This window comes from Mesorhizobium sp. L-8-3 (assembly GCF_016756615.1).
GTDB lineage: Bacteria > Pseudomonadota > Alphaproteobacteria > Rhizobiales > Rhizobiaceae.
Genome location: NZ_AP023262.1, coordinates 4,104,501 through 4,121,728, shown reverse-complemented (window position 1 = coordinate 4,121,728; position 17,228 = coordinate 4,104,501). Strand labels below are relative to the sequence as shown.

The 17,228-nt window shown below is 65.1% G+C and carries 16 protein-coding genes; 7 read left to right on the top strand and 9 right to left on the bottom strand.

Annotated elements, in window-relative coordinates; genetic code table 11:
- Positions 1-10: 10 nt before the first annotated feature.
- Positions 11-1,189, top strand: coding sequence for a lytic murein transglycosylase (locus JN302_RS19075; protein WP_202334074.1), 1,179 nt, complete (start codon positions 11-13; stop codon positions 1,187-1,189).
- Between the two features lie 137 nt (positions 1,190-1,326).
- Here the strand turns inward: JN302_RS19075 and JN302_RS19070 are convergent, their stop codons facing one another.
- Positions 1,327-2,550: an alanine racemase gene (locus JN302_RS19070; protein WP_202334073.1), complete on the bottom strand. Its 1,224-nt coding sequence runs from the start codon at positions 2,548-2,550 to the stop codon at positions 1,327-1,329.
- A gap of 190 nt (positions 2,551-2,740) precedes the next feature.
- Here JN302_RS19070 and JN302_RS19065 point away from each other — a divergent pair, with 190 nt between their 5' ends.
- Positions 2,741-3,661 (top strand): DMT family transporter, encoded by a 921-nt coding sequence (locus tag JN302_RS19065; RefSeq protein ID WP_244846518.1) that lies wholly within the window; start codon positions 2,741-2,743, stop codon positions 3,659-3,661.
- A 485-nt stretch (positions 3,662-4,146) separates the two neighbouring features.
- Here JN302_RS19065 and metF read toward each other — a convergent pair whose 3' ends face one another.
- Entirely contained in the window at positions 4,147-5,067 is a 921-nt protein-coding gene (gene metF, locus JN302_RS19060; protein ID WP_202314190.1) for a methylenetetrahydrofolate reductase [NAD(P)H], read from the bottom strand.
- On the bottom strand, positions 5,067-6,086 hold the full coding sequence (locus JN302_RS19055; protein ID WP_202314188.1) for an ArsR/SmtB family transcription factor: 1,020 nt from the start codon (positions 6,084-6,086) through the stop codon (positions 5,067-5,069). Before JN302_RS19055 ends, metF begins: the two co-directional genes overlap by 1 nt.
- An 85-nt stretch (positions 6,087-6,171) precedes the next feature.
- Here JN302_RS19055 and tsaA point away from each other — a divergent pair, with 85 nt between their 5' ends.
- From tsaA to JN302_RS19040, 3 genes are all read left to right on the top strand, one after another.
- Positions 6,172-6,714, top strand: coding sequence for a tRNA (N6-threonylcarbamoyladenosine(37)-N6)-methyltransferase TrmO (tsaA, locus tag JN302_RS19050; RefSeq protein WP_244743405.1), 543 nt, complete (start codon positions 6,172-6,174; stop codon positions 6,712-6,714).
- On the top strand, positions 6,711-7,025 hold the full coding sequence (locus JN302_RS19045; RefSeq protein WP_202314186.1) for a DUF2293 domain-containing protein: 315 nt from the start codon (positions 6,711-6,713) through the stop codon (positions 7,023-7,025). The genes tsaA and JN302_RS19045 overlap by 4 nt, the downstream gene beginning before the upstream one ends.
- 499 nt (positions 7,026-7,524) lie before the next feature.
- Positions 7,525-8,745: an IS4 family transposase gene (locus JN302_RS19040; protein WP_244741793.1), complete on the top strand. Its 1,221-nt coding sequence runs from the start codon at positions 7,525-7,527 to the stop codon at positions 8,743-8,745.
- Positions 8,746-9,066: 321 nt separating this feature from the next.
- Here JN302_RS19040 and JN302_RS19035 read toward each other — a convergent pair whose 3' ends face one another.
- The 6 genes from JN302_RS19035 to JN302_RS19010 all read right to left on the bottom strand — a co-directional run bounded on the left by JN302_RS19035 (position 9,067) and on the right by JN302_RS19010 (position 14,700).
- Complete coding sequence (locus JN302_RS19035; RefSeq protein ID WP_202334072.1) at positions 9,067-9,681, bottom strand: MOSC domain-containing protein; 615 nt, start codon at positions 9,679-9,681, stop codon at positions 9,067-9,069.
- A 111-nt stretch (positions 9,682-9,792) separates the two neighbouring features.
- On the bottom strand, positions 9,793-10,914 hold the full coding sequence (locus JN302_RS19030; RefSeq protein WP_202334071.1) for a beta-ketoacyl-ACP synthase III: 1,122 nt from the start codon (positions 10,912-10,914) through the stop codon (positions 9,793-9,795).
- Between the two features lie 127 nt (positions 10,915-11,041).
- Positions 11,042-11,344 carry a hypothetical protein gene (locus JN302_RS19025; RefSeq protein ID WP_244846514.1) on the bottom strand — a complete coding sequence of 101 codons (303 nt, stop codon included), beginning with the start codon at positions 11,342-11,344 and terminating at the stop codon, positions 11,042-11,044.
- A 75-nt stretch (positions 11,345-11,419) separates the two neighbouring features.
- Positions 11,420-12,208, bottom strand: coding sequence for a trans-aconitate 2-methyltransferase (gene tam / locus JN302_RS19020; protein ID WP_202334069.1), 789 nt, complete (start codon positions 12,206-12,208; stop codon positions 11,420-11,422).
- A gap of 28 nt (positions 12,209-12,236) precedes the next feature.
- A complete protein-coding gene (ettA, locus tag JN302_RS19015; protein WP_202334068.1) occupies positions 12,237-13,886 on the bottom strand; it encodes an energy-dependent translational throttle protein EttA in 1,650 nt (549 codons plus the stop codon).
- Between the two features lie 121 nt (positions 13,887-14,007).
- Positions 14,008-14,700, bottom strand: a complete 693-nt coding sequence (locus tag JN302_RS19010; RefSeq protein WP_202334067.1) for a DUF2461 domain-containing protein — start codon at positions 14,698-14,700, stop codon at positions 14,008-14,010.
- 157 nt (positions 14,701-14,857) lie between these two features.
- Here JN302_RS19010 and JN302_RS19005 point away from each other — a divergent pair, with 157 nt between their 5' ends.
- A complete protein-coding gene (locus tag JN302_RS19005) occupies positions 14,858-16,144 on the top strand; it encodes a GGDEF domain-containing protein (RefSeq protein WP_244846512.1) in 1,287 nt (428 codons plus the stop codon).
- Between the two features lie 145 nt (positions 16,145-16,289).
- Positions 16,290-17,222, top strand: coding sequence for an alpha/beta fold hydrolase (locus JN302_RS19000; RefSeq protein WP_202334066.1), 933 nt, complete (start codon positions 16,290-16,292; stop codon positions 17,220-17,222).
- Positions 17,223-17,228 lie beyond the last annotated feature (6 nt).

Sequence of the window (17,228 nt, the reverse complement as noted above, 5' to 3'; positions counted from 1 at the left end):
GAGAGAGCAGATGGTCCTGCCGAGAACGTTGTTTGCGGCCCTTGCCGCCTTTTGTGTGTCTGCGCCTGCGTTGGCGCAGGAATGCGGTGGCGATTTCGAAGCCTGGAAATCGGCGGTGGCCGAGCAGGCGCGCCAGGCCGGCGTCGGCGAACTCGGCCTTTCGGCCCTCGCCAATGCCAGGATCGATCCCGAAGTGCTGAAGCGCGACCGCGCCCAGGGTGTCTTCTCGCAGACTTTCGCCGAATTCTCCGGGCGCATGATCAACAGCTACCGGCTGAAGAACGGCGCCGCCAATCTGAAGAAATATGCCGACATATTCGCCCGGGCCGAGCAGGAATACGGCGTGCCCGGCGCAGTGACGACCGCCTTCTGGGCGCTGGAGACGGATTTCGGCGCGGTGCAGGGCGATTTCGGCACGCTGAACGCGCTGGTCACGCTGGCCCACGACTGCCGCCGCCCGCAGCTCTTCCAGCCGCAGGTGGTGCCGCTCCTCACCCTGATCGATCGCGGCATCCTCCCTGCCGACACCAAGGGGGCCTGGGCCGGCGAGATCGGCCAGACGCAGATCCTGCCTTCCGACTATCTGGCGCGCGGCGTCGATGGTGACGGGGACGGCAAGGTGGATTTGCGCGGCAGCGCGCCCGACGTGATCATGACGACCGCCAACAAGCTCCTGCATCGCGGGTGGAAGCGCGGCGAGCCGTGGCTCCAGGAGGTCCGCGTGCCCGACGAGATGCCCTGGGAAGAAACCGGCCGCACCAACAAGCTGCCGCTGTCGCAATGGGCGGGCTGGGGCGTCACCAATCCCGACGGAAGCGCGCTCGAGGACAAGGGCCTCAAGGCCGGCCTCGTCCTGCCCATGGGTCGCAAGGGCCCCGCCTTCCTCACCTACGACAACTACGACATCTATCTCGAGTGGAACCAGTCCTTCACCTACACCCTGACCGCGGCTCACCTCGCCTCGCGGCTCGCCGGCGCCCCGGCCTTCGACCGCCGCAATCCCGAGGAGGGCCTGCCGCCCGAGGCCATGAAGGTGCTGCAGCGCAAACTCGAGGACAAGGGCTACGATGTCGGCAAGGTCGACGGCATCCTGGGCATCAACACCCGCGAGGCCGTAAGGCAGGAACAGATGCGCCTCGGCTTCCCGGTCGACGGCTGGCCGACGCCGGCGCTGTTGGCGAATATTTGAGCGAGTAGCGAGTAGCGAGTAGCGAGTAGCGAGTAGCGAGTAGCGAGTAGCGAGTAGGATACGCGGAGCGTTTTGCGCCGCAACTCTTTTTCCTTTTCCCCTATTCGCTATTGGCTACTCGCTATTCGCTCATCCTCTCATTCCGCCGCCATCGTCTCCAAACTGGCAAACCCCTGCGGCGCCTCGCCCTCCTCGAACGGCGTGGTGACCTCGACGAAAGTGTCGGGGTAGAAGCCGTTGAAACGCGTCCTGAGCGACAGCGAATAGGCTCCGATGTGGCCGATCTCGATCCAGTCTCCGGTGTCGACCGTCTCCGGCAGCCAGAACGGCCGTGACAAGATGTCGACGGAATCGCAGGTGGCACCGCAGACCTTGAACGGGACGATGGACTTCTCGTTCCCGTTGCGGGAGCGGATGGCCGGGTCGGGGATGAAGCGCGCCGGAAGCGTCAGCTTGCCGGTCCAACTGTCGGACAGCGACGCCCAGATGCCGTCATTGATGTAGAGCCGGCGCCCCTTCCTCAGCAGCACTCGCACGATGAGCGAGAAGGCCCGCGCCACGATCACACGGCCGGGCTCGGCGACCAGCGGGATGTCATCGAACTGGTATTCCCTGAGGTCGCCGCGCAGCCGCGACATGATCTGGCCGAGCGAAGGCATATCCGGCTTGCGGCTGTTGGGATCACGGCCGTATTCGGCGGGAAAGCCGCCGCCGACGTCGAGGCCGGCCAGCGGAAAGCCGACACGGTTGCGAACCCAGTCGGCCGAGGCCAGCGCGCGCTCATAGGTATCAGGGTCCTCGATCTGGCTGCCGACATGGAAGCACAGTCCGACCTTGTAGCCGGTCTTCTCCAGCCTCTGGGCGAGCTCGACCGCATAGGCCGGCCCTGCCCCGAATTTCTTGGAAAGCTCGTAGGCCGCCGACCCCTTGGTCTGGATGCGGACGAACACGGTCAGCGCCCCGGGATCGATATCGAGCGCACGCACGACCCTCGTGAGCTTGGTGATCTCGTCCTCGTGGTCGATCGAAATGACACGAATTCCGTATTTCTCGAGCGCCAGACGGATGTCGGACTGCGCCTTGACCGGATGCATGTAGAGCATCTCCGCATCGGACGAGACCGCGCGCACGGCCGCGAACTCGCCCGGCGACGCGACGTCGAAAGCGGTCACGCCGGCCTCGACCAGCGCCTTCAGGACGATCTGCTCGCCATTGGTCTTCACGGCATAGGCGGTCTTCCCCGGGAACATGTCCATGAAGTTGCGTGCATCGGCCTTCAGCACCTCGGGCCGGAAGCAGTAGACCGGATCGTCCGGGCGCAGGGCGAGCGCGGCATTCCGCGCATTCTCGAATTGCTGCATCGGCACTCCTCGCATGGCCGCTGATAAATAGAGCAACCCGGTCGCCAAGGAAACGAATTCCCGTAGGGCAGCCCTTTGCCGGTTTTGCATGTGTTGAAGCAAGGCATTGTGACAGATGGCGGAAATCGGGTGGCCGCTTGCTGGCACGCATCATAGGGCTGGTGTTCAATGCCCTATCGGGAGAGCGTCGATGTCCGCAGTCCAGACCAGCCGGCCGGTTTCCAGGACGATGTCGTCCAGGGACTGGACGATGCTGCTGCTCCTCGGCGCGATCTGGGGCGGCTCCTTCTTCTTCGCCCGCATCGCGGTCGCCGAGATCAACCCGCTGACGCTGGTGCTGTTCAGGGTGGCGATCGCGGCCGCCGCGCTCCACGTCTATCTCGCCGCGCGCGGTATCTCCTTCCGATCGGCCCTTCCGCTTGCCGGTGGCTTCGTGCTGCTCGCCACGCTCAACAATGTGATCCCCTTCTCGCTGATCTTCGCCGGCCAGACGGAGCTCGGAGCCGGGCTCGCCTCGGTGCTCAACGCGACTACACCCTTCTGGACCGCGCTCATCGCCCATATGCTCACGGTCGACGAAAAGCTCACCTGGAACAAGATCGCCGGCATCATGCTCGGTATCGCGGGCACGGCCGTGATGATCGGTCCGGGCCTTCTTGCAGGCCTCGGCGGGCCGGTCTGGGCGAAATTCGCGCTGGTCGGCGCCTCGCTCTCCTATGCGCTTGCGTTGATGGTCGCCAGGCGGTTCAAGGGCGTGCCGCCTGCGGTCGTCGCCACCGCCCAGCTGACGGCCTCGACCGCCATCATGATCCCGGTCGTTTTGCTCGTGAACGGGCCCCACGGCCTGTTCGCGGCCAGCGCCCATGTCTGGGCCGCGGTCTTCGCGCTCGCCCTGCTTTCCACGGCTTTCGCCTATATCCTCTATTTCAACCTGGTCGCTTCGGCCGGCGCGACCAATGCATCGCTGGTCACGCTGATCGTTCCGGCCAGTGCCATCCTGCTCGGCGCCGTGTTCCTCGGCGAGCGTCTCGAAGCCTTCGAACTGGCCGGCATCGCTCTGATCGGCCTCGGCCTCGTGACCATCGATGGGAGGCTACTGCCGAAGCGGTAGGCCTATCTCCGGACGGCGGATCGGCCCGACGGAGCCTCGTGGAAAAATTTTCCCCAAATGCCCTGAAATCACCATTTTCGCGAGCGATAACAACGATTAATAGCCGCAGCGAGGTCGGAATTTCCACATTCCTGCCGCATTGCAGCACATTTTTCGCTTGCCTGTTGCACAAAGTCCCCTAGATTCCGCCTCGTACTTCTGTTGAGGAGGCTATGGCATGGGACTGACACGGCCAATCAATGCACTGATGATTTGTGCTGCGTTCGCTTTTATCGGGGCCCTGATAATGGGCGTATTACCGTAAAGCCTGACAACCTCTCGCAGGAAACCCAATCAAAGGGCCGGACGAAAGTCCGGCCCTTTCACTTACCAATGAGCCTCAGTCGCCGGCGCGGCCCATCCGGGCCGCTTGGCTTTCGCGCCAACGGGCGCGGCGCGCAGTCGCGCGCTCCAATGGTCGATCTTATCGACCATTGGTACTCAAGTCAGGCGGCGGCCGGCGCGGCCCGCTTCACGGCCAGATCCCCGCGGATACCGATCATGTGGCAGATCGCGAAGGCGAGATCGGCACGGTTCATCGTGTAGAAATGGAAATCGGTGACGCCGCGTTCGACCAGGTCGAGCACCTGCTCGGCGGCGACGGCAGCGGCGACAAGGGCATGTGTCTGCGGGTCCTTGTCCAGCCCATCGAAGCGCTCGGCCAGCCAATCCGGAACATGCGCGCCGCAGCGTGAGGAGAAGTTGGCGACCTGGCCGAAATTGTGCACCGGCAGGATGCCGGGCACGATCGGGATGTAGATGCCGGCGCGGCGCGCCCGCTCGACGTAACGCTCATAAAGATCATTGTCGAAGAAGAACTGGGTGATGGCACGCGTCGCGCCATTGTCCACCTTGCGCTTCAGCATCTCGATGTCGGTGGCGAAGTCGGGGCTTTCCGGATGCTTCTCCGGATAGGCCGAGACCGAAATGTCGAAATCATCGACTCGCTTCAGCGCAGCGACCAGTTCCGCGCCATTGGCATAACCGCCCGGATAGGGCCGGTAGGCCGCACCCACGCCTTCGGACGGGTCGCCGCGCAGGGCGACGAAACGCTTCACCCCCATCGCCGCGAACTCGCCGATGACTCCGTCGACCGCATCCTGGTCGGCATCGACACAGGTCAGATGCGCGGCCGGCAGCAGGCCGGTTTCGTTGAGGATGCGCCGGACCGTCCGGATCGTACGCTCGCGCGTCGAGCCGCCTGCGCCATAGGTCACCGACACGAAATGCGGGTTCAGCGGCGCCAGCCTGGTCACGGTATCCCAGAGCCGGGCCTCCATCTCGTCGCTCTTCGGCGGGAAGAACTCGAACGACACCCGGATCTTGCCGCCGATATCAGGACGGCGGGAGAAACGGAACTGGTTCATCAGGCGGTTTCCTTTTCCGGCTGGGTTTTGGCGGCGGGATCGGCGATCAGCATGCGGCGGTCGCGACCGAGCCACAGCTTGACGGTCAGCTTGGCGTCGGTGCCGTCATGCGGCACGAAGTCCTGGGTCTCCTCGAGCTCGAGCCCGGCTTCGGCGAACCATTCCGCGATCTGCCTGTCGGAGAAGCCCAGCCGCTGATGGGCGTGCTCGTCGCGCAGGAATTCCAGCGCATGCGGCGCGAAATCGACGATGACGAGACGGCCGGCGGGCCTGAGCAGCTTCGCCGCCTCGCGGATGGCCTGTTGGGGGTCGTCCAGATAATGCAGCACCTGATGCATGGTGACGAGGTCATAGGCGTCACGCTCCACCGGGGGCGCGTAGATGTCGCCATGGCGCACCTGGGCATTGGCGACGCCGCCCTTGTCGAGATTGGCGCGGGCGACGGCCAGCATCTCGCGCGACAGGTCGATGCCGACGCCGCGCCGGTAGAGCGGCGCGAACAGCTCCAGCAGGCGCCCAGTGCCGGTGCCGAGATCGAGCATCGCCTGGAAGGGCTGCTTGCCGACGAGCTTCTTCAGCGCCGCCTCCACCGCGCCATCGGGCGCATGGAGCGAGCGTATCTCGTCCCAGCTCGCCGCATTGGCGCTGAAATATTCCGCGGCGCGCTCCTGGCGCCGGCGCTTCACCGCCGACAGGCGCTCCAGATCGCGCGCGACCTGCGGGTCGCCGTTATCGACGCGCGACACGACGCCGTTTACGAAGTCACGTGCCAGTTCCGTATCGGAGAGGCGGAAGAACGCCCACGAGCCCTCCTGGTAGCGGCCGATCAGGCCGGCTTCGAGCAGGAGCTTCAGGTGGCGCGACACACGCGGCTGCGACTGGCTGAGGATGTCGGTGAGGTCCGACACGGTGAGGTCGCCGCGCGACAGGAGCACGAGAATCCGCAGGCGGCTGGATTCGGCCGCCGCCTTCAATATATCAACCATGGTGTCGAGCGCGACTTGCTGGACTGGGGCCATGCTAAGCTCCAAGAAAGATATAAACATATCTTTATGTGCAATCCGGGCGTTTGGCAATATGAAGATGTCGCTGGCGGACAAGAAAATGGCGCTACCTTATCACGAGCAGACCTTCGGCCCCCGCGAGGGCGAGGTGCCGCTGGCCGAGGATCCGGCGGCGATGGCGGGGGACGGCCATGTCGTCTTCATCGGGAAGATCCGCTCGCCCTGGCGGACGCGGGAGGAATGTCCCAAGAACATGGCCGCGGCGCGCAGCACCGGACAGGCGGCCAGGGTCGAGATCGACGCCCCCTTCCGGCCCGGGCTGGAAGGTCTCGACCGGGCCAGCCATGTGGTCATCCTCTCCTGGCTGCACCACGGCCCGCGAAACCTGATCGTGCAGAAGCCGCGCCACGCCGCTGCGGCCAGCGGCGTCTTCGCGCTGCGCTCGCCGGCGCGACCGAACCCGGTCGGCCTGCACATCGCCCGCCTGCTGTCGATCGACGTGGCCACCGGCGTTATCGAGATCGACGCGATCGACGTGCTCGACGCAACGCCGGTGATCGACCTGAAGCCCTATCTGCCCTCGATCGACGCTTTTCCCGGGGCGACTCGCGCCGAGGCGACACGGAGAAGCGCCGGCGAATGACCGCTCCGACCAACCGCCGCCGCGCCATCGACAAGGCGCTGACAGCGCTGCTTCCGATGGCGCCCTATGCCGATACCGAGAAGATCCGCGGCGAGGCGGGCGCCAAGCACATGAAGACGCTGCCGGCGTCGATCGCGGTCTGGCTGGCGACCGTCGCCCATATCCGCCACGCCCATACCGACTACGAGAAGCTGCTGGCCGAAGGCTACGATCGCGATTCCGCGCGTTTTTTCGTCGTCGACCAGATCAACGACTGGCTGACCCGATGGCGCGCGACACGGCTGCTCGATCCCGACGACGAGGATATCTGAGGGTCCTTCGAGGCCCGCTTGCTCGAACCTCAGGATGAGGGAGGTCGGCGCTACCAACCGGACTCAGGCTCGTTCGAGGGAAGACGATGCTTGTCGCGAGGCTCGCTTCGGCCGCACTCTTGGGGATAGGAAGGTTGGGCACTGCGTCCCTATTGCGAAAGTAGCGCCGAAAGCCGTTTTGCTTCAGTCGGGTAAGGGATTCGGCGACGCCGCGAAAGGCCCCTCATCCGGCTGCCGCCGGACGCCATTCTGGATGAAAGTACCGCGTGTCTTCGTACCCCTCTCTGTCCTGCCGGACATCTCCCCCACAAGGCTACGACATTCACACATCGTGGGGGGCGAGTTGCGGTGTCGGCGAAAGTCTGACTCCCTGTTGCTGTGATTCGGCTGATGGAGAGGCAGATGGACCTTGGTTTTGGGGAGTTCGGAGACGCTCGCCTGAAAGATGCGGGGTTTTTTGCATGAGCGGCTGGTGTCGGCGGGTGGCTGGGGGAGCAGCGTGCGCGCGCTGGGCGGCGGCCGCTCCGGCGAGATGCGGATCACGCGCTTTCTGCACAACCCGAAGGTGACGGTCGGCGCGATGCTGGAGACGGCCTCGGCCCGCACGTGCTTGCAAGTTGGTGGCCGTCATGTGCTGGCGATCCAGGACACGACGTCTGTTCGGGTGGACGAAAAAGGCATCGGCCTGTCCGTGCACCCGCTGATTGCCGCAGATGCGACCAGCGGCTTTGTGTTGGGCCTTGTCGATGCGTTCTTTCTGGATCGCCGCGGTGGTGTGAAGGCGACGCGCACCAAACGGGACTTCGCGGACAAGGACAGCCGGCGCTGGCTCGACGGCGCCGAAAGCGCGCGCCGGCTGTGGGACGCCGGCGCGACCTGCGTGACGGTCGTCGAGGACCGCGAGGGGGACATTTACGAGTGCTTCGCCTTCAAGCCGGACCATGTCGAGAAGCTGGTACGGGCCGCGCAGGACCGGCTTCTGGCCGACGAGACCCATCTGTTTGCCGCCGCAGAGAGCTGGCCCGAAGCCGGGCAGATGACGGTCGCGTTGCCGGCCATTCCGGGCCGCAAGGCCCGCACGGCCACTCTCGGCGTGCGCTTCGGCCGTGTCGAGATCGCAAGGCCCAGGAACCGCAAAGCCCAGGCGGGAACCCGGGTGCTGCCGAAGACCGTCACGCTCAGCATGGTCGATGCCCGCGAAATCGATCCGCCGCACGGCCAGGAGCCGGCGCATTGGCGGCTGCTCACAACACATCAGGTCACCGATCTGGCCGATGCACGGCGCATCATCGGCTTTTATCGTCTGCGCTGGACCATCGAGCAGCTGTTTCGGACCACCAAGACAAAGGGCTTTGACATCGAGGCGCTTCGCCAGCAGGAGGGCGGGCCGCTGGAAAAGCTCGTAACAGCAACCCTCATCGCCGCCGTCACGGTGATGCAACTCGTTGCCGAGCGCGACGGCAAGCTCGAGCGGCCGCTCAGCGACGCCTTCGATCCCGACGACCAACCGGTGCTCGAACGCGTCAGCCACAGCCTTGAGGGAAAGACCCAGAAGCAGAAAAACCCCCATCCCAAAGGCACATTGGCCTTCGCTGCCTGGGTCTTCGCACGGCTCGGTGGATGGACCGGATATTACGGAAAGCCCGGCCCCATCGTCATGCTCAGAGGCCTCACCAAATTCCACGCAATCAAGCATGGCTGGACCCTCCGAGATGTGTGAATCTCGTAGCCCACAAGGGGGGGGGAGACCGGCCGGCCGCTTGGATTTCGCCAATCGTCAACGTCGCAAGACGAGTGCCATCATCGATGACAGCCAGTCTCCCCCTTGTGGGGGAGATGTCCGGCAGGACAGAGAGGGGTATCTGGCCAAGCCGTATCCGACTGAAATCAAAAAGCTTTCCGCCCTACTTTCATGGCAGGGGCGTTTCACAGAGGTCGACGAAATCCGTTCGCTGCGATCAGACGCACACTTTCAATCCCGATGGCGCTCGCGCTGGGCGGTGTCTCATCTCGAGGCGCTGATGCAGCGAGCCTCGAAGGGCTACCCCCGATAGGTCCACTGCTCCGGAATACGCACCGACATTTCCTCGCCGTCGGCGATGCGGCCGGGCTTCTCGACCCAGGCGACGAGGCCGCGCAGGCGTTTCGCCACTTTCGGGAAAAGCAGCGCGCCGGCTTCGATGTCGGCCATGCCGGCGTGCTCGGCGACCGAACGTCCGGCGACGCGGCACGGCCCGTTCTGCGCATCGACCTTCAGCGTCACGCCGCCCTTGAAGAACATCATCGTGCCCGAAGGCAGCATCGACAGGCGGGGGATCCCATCGACGACGAGATTGGCGCCGATCCATTCGGGACGAATGCCGGCGATACCCATGCGTTCGGCGACAAGCGCCAGTTCGTCGGCGGCCACGATCGAGAGCTGCCTTTCGTTGCGCATCTCCGTGCCGCGCGGATACCAGGGTTCGCGCCCGCCCGAGCGCCTGGTATGGCCGGCATGGAAATCGCCCTCGATGCCTTCGAAGCCGAGGTCAAGCTGATCGACCGCGCGCGTCTCGAAATGATCTTCGGGCGCGATGAAGACGCCGGCGACCCTGGCGGAGAGCTTGCGGGCCGGCAGTATTTCCGGGTCGTCCTGGCGGATGGGCAGATCGAGCATGATGGTTCCTTTCAACTCGCCGCAAGATGGCGAGGAACGGCGAGCCGGTCCATCCAAAACGCCTGAACCACCCATGCGCACCGCTGATGGATAAGAGCGCCTTCGCCTGCGTCACATCATCCTGAGCAGCGCGCTGCCGATCGAATAGCCCGCGCCAAAGGCGCAGAGCAGCCCGTAGTCGCCCGGCTTCATATCCCTGTGGTTTTCCTCGAGCGCAATCACCGCCCCGGCCGCGGCGGTGTTGCCCAGGCGCTCCAGCACCATTGGCGCGCGGTCGTGGCCGACCTCGTGGCCGAAAGCCAGCTTGAGGATCATGGCGTTCATGCGGGCATTGGCCTGATGCAGCCAGAAGCGGCGCACGTCGTGCGGCGTGAGGCCATGATCGGCCAGGAAGCCCACGATAAAGCGGTGGCCAGCCACGGTGACTTCCTTGAACACCTTGTTGCCGACCTGCTTGATCATATTGCCTTCCATCTGGACGGCGGACGTGTCGTCCTGGCCATCGCGCAGCAGAAAGCCGAAATTGGTGCGGATGTTGTTGGAGAACTGCGTCCAGCCGCGCGTGTCGAGCACCTCGAAGCGCCCGGGCCTGGTCTCGTCGTCGCCGATCGGCTCCAGGATGACGGCAGTCGAAGCGTCGCCGAAGATGAAATGGGTCTGGCGGTCGCGGAAGTTGAGATGGCCGGTGATGATCTCGGGCGTCACCACCATCACCCGCTTCTGCGCGCCGGTGCGCACCAGGTTGTAGGCGACATGCAGGCCGGCCGCCGCGGACGAGCAGCCGAGCCCCATGTCGAAAGCGGCTCCGGGAATGCCGAGCGCGTTCTGGATCTCGATTGATATCGCCGGATAGGGCCGCTGATGGTGCGAGGCCGCGCAGATCACCATGTCGATGTCGCCGGGTTCCAGCCCGGCATCATCGAGCGCGCGGCGCGCCGAGGCGACGCCGAACTCCGCCATGACCGAGAGCTGGTCGTCGTCCCGCGACGGGATGCGCGGCGCCATCCGGTCGGGATCGAGAATGCCGTCGGCCACCAGGACGTGGCGTTTCTTCACGCCGGACGCATACTCGATGAAGGCCGTGTCGGACTTTTGCAGCAAAGGCTCGCCCGCGGCCTCTCGCCCGGGATTCTCCTTGTCCACCCAGGCGTTGAAGCTCTCAACCAATTGCTCGTTGGTGATCGAGGCCTCGGGAATGACCACGCCGATGCCGCTGATGATGACACGCTTCATACATCCGTCCAGTCCGCGCATCGCTGACGGCGAAGCGCAACATCATGCCCTGTCGGGCTTTTTGCACTGCAGCGGGTTTATGCCAATTTTTCGCCGCTGCAAAGACGCCCCAAGTCAAGGCGCGAGGTCACCATGCGCAGATTCTTGTGCCAGTCCCGGGATTGTTCCAGCAGGCGCCGTCGTCGCGGCTGCGCACATATTTGCCCGGCAATGCGACGCTGCCGCCGCCGAAATCCGCATAGCCGAAGGCGAATCCGGGCTGATCCATCTCGAGCGTATAGGTGGGATGGCCCGGCGCACGGATGCGGAAGCTTCCGACGCGATCCAGGCTGCGGAAATCGCAATTGAAATAGCCGTCGTCGGTGGTGAAGCAGCGGGCGGGCTTGGCCGACGCCGCCGAGGCTCCCATCAGAATCACCGCCACAGCCATCGCCGCTGCCCGGCACGCCCCGGTCCAAGGATACATATGCCAGCCCTTCCCCTCGCCCGCACCGGGCGTTCCTGTCTACGCTTTCGTCGCGACGATGAACAGGCGGGGGAAGCGCAGGAGCACTTTTCCGTCCGCCGCCGGCGGATAGGCTTCCGCGATGCGGGCCTGATAGGCGGCGAGAAAGGTTGCCTGCTCGTCTGGATCGAGCGGGTCGAGGAACGGCTTCAGGCCCGTCGACTTCACCCATTCGACGATGGCCGCGGCGTCGGCCAGCGGATGGTTGTAGATCGTGTGCCAGATATCGAGCCGCCCCGACAATCCTGAAAGAAGGTCGTAGTAGCGGCCGACCGGCGGCAGCGGATCGCGTGCCGCGCCTGCCATCTTGGCGGCGAAGGGCATCGAAGCGGCCGTCTCGCGCATCAGCCGATGCGTGGGTTCGGTCAGATTGTCCGGCATCTGCACCGCCAGCGCGCCACCAGGCGCCAGGAAATCCGTCAACCGGGCGAGCAGCGCCGGATGCTCCGGCAGCCACTGGAACACCGCATTGGCGAAGATGACGTCGAGCGGCCCGGCCGGCCGCCATGAGGCCGCATCCGCCAGTTCGAACGACACGCCGGGCAGCCGCTGGCGCGCCTTCCCGATCATGTCGGGCGAGGTGTCGATCCCCGACAGTTCGGCATAGGGCCAGCGCGCGGCGAGGAGTTCGGTCGAATTGCCGGGGCCGCAGCCTATGTCGACGACGCGGACCGGATTCTCGAGCGGCACCTGCGCGAGCAGGTCCCGCGCCGGGCGCGTGCGCTCGTCCTCGAACTTCAGGTAGAGCGCGGCCGACCAGTCGGGTCGATTCGGGGCCGGGTCCGTCATCTCACTACCTTCCCGGCCCTCGGCGACATCAGCGCGTCAGTCTCTTGTACGTCATCCGGTGCGGGTTGACGCTTTCGGGCCCGAGGCGCCGGATCTTGTCCTGCTCGTAGTCCTCGAAATTGCCCTCGAACCACTCGACATGGCTGTCGCCCTCGAAGGCGAGGATGTGGGTCGCCAGGCGATCGAGGAACATGCGGTCGTGCGAGATGATGACCGCGCAGCCGGCGAAATTCTCCAGCGCATCCTCCAGCGCGCTCAGCGTCTCGGTGTCGAGATCGTTGGTCGGCTCGTCGAGCAGGAGGACGTTGCCGCCCGTGCGCAGCATCTTGGCGAGGTGCACGCGGTTGCGCTGGCCGCCCGAGAGGTTGCCGACCTTCTGCTGCTGGTCGCCGCCGCGGAAGTTGAAGGACGAGCAATAGGCGCGGGTGTTGGCGTCGTGCTTGCCGAGCTTGACGACTTCCGCGCCGCCCGAGATTTCCTCCCAGACGGTCTTGTTGGGGTCGAGCGCGTCGCGGCTCTGGTCGACATAACCGAGCTTCACGGTCTCGCCTACCCGGATGGAGCCGTTCTCCGGCTTCTCCTGCCCGGTGATCATCTTGAACAGCGTCGTCTTGCCGGCGCCGTTCGGGCCGATCACGCCGACGATGCCGCCGGGCGGCAGCTTGAAGCTCAGATCCTCGATCAGCAGGCGGTCGCCGAAGCCCTTGGTGAGGCCCTCGACCTCGATGACGACATTGCCCAGCCGCTCGCCATGCGGGATGACGATCTGGGTATCCGTCGGCCGGCGACGATCGGCCGCCTCCAGCAGATCCTCGAACGCCTTGATGCGGGCCTTGGACTTGGACTGGCGCGCCTTGGGGCTGGACGCGATCCACTCGCGCTCGCGGGAAATCGCCTTCTGGCGCGCATCGTCCTCGCGGCCTTCCTGGCGCAGGCGCTTGGCCTTGGCGTCGAGATAGGCGGTGTAATTGCCCTCATAGGGAATGCCGCGGCCGCGGTCGAGCTCCAGGATCCAGCCGGTGACGTTGTCGAGGAAGTAGCGGTCGTGGGTGATGATCAGCACGGCGCCGGGATACTGGCGCAGGTGCTTTTCCAGCCAGGCCGTCGTCTCGGCGTCGAGATGGTTGGTGGGCTCGTCGAGGAGCAGGAGGTTCGGCTCCTCGAGCAGCAGCCGGCAAAGCGCAACGCGCCGCCGCTCGCCGCCCGAGAGGTTGGCGACGCCGGCATCCCTGGGCGGGCAGCCGAGCGCTTCCATCGCCATCTCGACCTGCTGCTCGAGATCCCAAAGGTTCAGCCGGTCCATGTCGTCCTGGAGATGGGCCGCCTCTTCCGCCGTCTCGTCGGAATAGTTCATCATCAGCTCGTTGTAGCGCTCGATGATGGCCGTCTTCCTTGCCACGCCCTGCATGACGTTGCCGAACACGTCGAGCGTCTGATCGAGGATCGGCTCCTGGGGCAGATAGCCAACGGTCGCCCCTTCGGCGAGCCAGGCTTCGCCCGTGAATTCCCTGTCGAGCCCGGCCATGATCTTGAGCACGGTCGACTTGCCGGCGCCGTTCGGGCCGAGGATGCCGATCTTGGCGTCGGGATAAAAGGAAAGATGGACATTCTCCAGCACCTTCTTGGTGCCATAGGCCTTGCTGAGGCCCGACATGTGATAAATGAACTGGCGTGCCACGCGCGCTTTTCCTGTCGGTTGCTGTCGGAAGTTGGCCGCTATGTAGGCGATGCGGCCGCGAACGGCAATCCGGATTGTTGAACGGGGCCGGCAGCATCGGTTGCCCTCAATGTTCGCAAGCTCACTCCACCACCTCGTCCAGCAGCCATTGCCCGATCGGCCAGGTCGCGGAAAAATGCTTCAAAGCAAGCTCCGTAAACCCCGCCGTCGTCGCTTCTGCGGCGGGCAATTCCAGTCCGGCGTGCAGGCCCTCATGGAGAAAGAACCGCGCCCGTTCATGCGTGGCGTCGTAACCGCGCGGCACGCTCTTCCTGCTCGCCTCGCCGATGTCGTAAGGCCCGGCCGCCGTGACTTTCCCGATCGCCGCCACGAGCGCTCGCCCTGACGACTCGGCAAGCACCGCCTGGCGGAAGCGCTCCAGCATCGCCCCCTCGAACATATGCATGCCGCTGCCGAGAAAGACCGTTTGCGGCGTCAGCCTGAGATAGAAGCCTGGACAATCCCAGCCCTTCTTCCCGCCATGCCAGAACCAGATGTCGAGGTGGTTCTTGTAGGGCCGCTTGTCCCTGGAAAAACGTATGTCGCGGTTGATGCGCGAAAGCGAGCCGTTGACCCTGGCTTCATACTGCACGCCCGGCGAGATCGCCCTCAGCCTCGGCCCCACCGCCTCGACGAAGTCGCGCCCTGCCGCGACATAGGAGGCTTCATAGAGATCGCGGTTCGTCTCGAACCATTGCTTGTCGTTGTTGCGGTCGATGCCGGCAAGAAATCTCAGCGTCTCCGCCGGAAATGCTGAAAAACGGTCGCCGCCCATGAGCGTGTTTCCTTCTTTGGCGCTTGCCGATCCTATCAGCATAGGTCGACAACGGGCGACCCCGACCCGATCGCCGAGGCCGGGTGCAGGCGAAACCGACGATTAACCCTTTCACGTCAAACCTGATGGATCGGAAACATGTCGGGGGACACGGGGCTTGACGAACAGTCTCCTGCTGATTGCGGAAGCGATCCTCTATTTCAGCCTGATGGTCATGCTGTTCCGCCTCAGGGGCCGGATCGGCATCGGCGTCTTCATGTGCGCGCTCGGCGTGATGCACTTCCTGGAGACCTATCTGGCCAGCGTATTCTACGTCGCGCTGCCCTTCGGCATGCTGTCACCGGGGTCGACGGTGATGTTCTCCGGCAAGCTGGCGATGCTGCTCCTGCTCTACATCAAGGAAGACGCGACCACGGTACGCCAGCCGATCTACGGCCTGCTGCTGGGCAATGCGCTGATGATCGGGCTGGTGCTGCTGCTGCGCCTGCACGAACTGGCGCCGCTGCCGGACGGGCGGGTTCCCGACATAGGCTTCGTCGACCAGATGGGCTGGCTGATGGTCTGGGGCACGACGCTGCTCTTCGTCGACGCCATTTTGATGATCCTGCTCTACGAGAGGCTCGGCCGCAAGCTGCGCGGATCGCCCCTGGCGCGCGTCGCGATCGCGCTCTGCTGCGTGCTGACCTTCGACCAGCTCGGTTTCTTCACCGCGCTGCATTTCGTGACGGGCGCTCCGCTCGAGGTCCTGGTCGGCGGATGGATCGCCAAGATGGCCGCCAGCCTGATCTTCAGCGTCATGCTTTTCGCCTATCTCAGATGGTTCGAGAAAGACGAAGCGTCGGCGCCGCGCGGCCTCGCCGACATTTTCCAGGCGCTCACCTATCGCGAACGCTACGAGGCGCTGGTCGAGCATGTCGGCCGCGACGGCCTGACCGGGCTCCTGCATCGCGGCCGGTTCGAGAGCGACGGCGAGCAGGCGGTGGCCGCCAGCCTGCGGACCGGCAGGCCCCTGAGCCTGGTGCTCATCGACGTCGACCACTTCAAGTCGATCAACGACCGGTTCGGCCATGCCGAGGGCGACCGGGTGCTGCGGTCGATGGCCATGCTGCTGGTCGGGCTGGCAGACGCAGGCGACCGGGTCTTCCGGATCGGCGGCGAGGAATTCGCCATATTGTGCCGCGGCCCGCACAGTCTCGCGCGGCTGCTTGGCGAGAACATCCGACAGGCGATGAAGGATCTTCCCACCGCCGACGGTGTCCTGCTTTCCGTCAGCGGCGGCGTCGCCACGGTCGACGGTTCGACGCGTAGCCTGTCCGATCTCTTCGAACTCGCAGACCGGCGGCTCTATGCGGCGAAATCAGGCGGCCGCGACCGCATGGTCGGCGATGGAGCCCTTCATGTCGTCGAGCGGATGGGTTCGCGACCGGCGAAGACAGGACGCTAAAGCGCGTCGCGATCTTATGCATGTCCTTGTCCCGAAACCGGTTCCTGCTTTCGGGAGACATGCTTTGAGCGCATCTTGACGCCGACGGCCGGACGCGGAACAGTCCGTCCGGGGCGGAACAGGCCGCCCGCGGGGGGAGACATTCATGGGCTTCAGCGGAAAGCGCCTGCTCGCGTCGCCGACCGGCGCGTCGCTCAACCTATACGCCCGCTACGCCGAGGAACCACCGCGCGCGGCGATCCAGGTCAACCACGGGCTTGCCGAGCATGCGGCGCGCTATGCGCGCTTCGCGGACAGGATGGCTGGACGCGGCTATCACGTCTATGCGCATGACCATCGCGGGCACGGAGAAACGGGAGCGGGCGACGCGCCGCTCGGCCGTTTCGCCGGGGCCGGCGGGGTCGCCAAGGTGATCGCCGACGTCGGCGCCGTGCACGACCTGATCGCATCCGAGCATCCCGGCCTTCCCGTCATCGTCTTCGGCCATTCCATGGGCGGCCTGATCGCGCTCAATTTCGTGCTTCGCCATACGGCCCGCGCCCATGCCGCCGCCATCTGGAACGCCAATTTCTCTGCCGGAGCGCTCGGCCGCCTGGCACAGGCGCTGCTCGCCTGGGAAACCCTCCGTCTCGGCTCGGACGTGCCGTCCCGCCTGTTGCCGAAACTCACCTTCCAGGACTGGGCCGGGAAGGTCCCGGGCCGGCGGACGGAATTCGACTGGCTGTCGCGCGATCCGGCCGAGGTCGACGCCTATGTCGCCGACCCGCTCTGCGGCTGGGACGCATCGGTCTCGATGTGGCGCGACGTCTTCGGGCTGGTCTTCCACTGCGCCGACGACCGCAGCTTCTCCGGCGTCGCGAAGGGCTTTCCGTTCAACCTGGTGGGCGGCGAGAATGACCCGGCCACGAATGGCGGCAAGGCCGTCGAACAGCTCGCCCGGCGTTTGCAGCGGATGGGTTTTTCGAATCTGAGAACAAAGGTTTATCCGGAAACCCGGCACGAATCCCTGAACGAGGTGAACCGGGACATGATCACCGATGCCTTTGCCGATTGGGCGGACGAGGTGACGAAGCGCTGAGGGGGG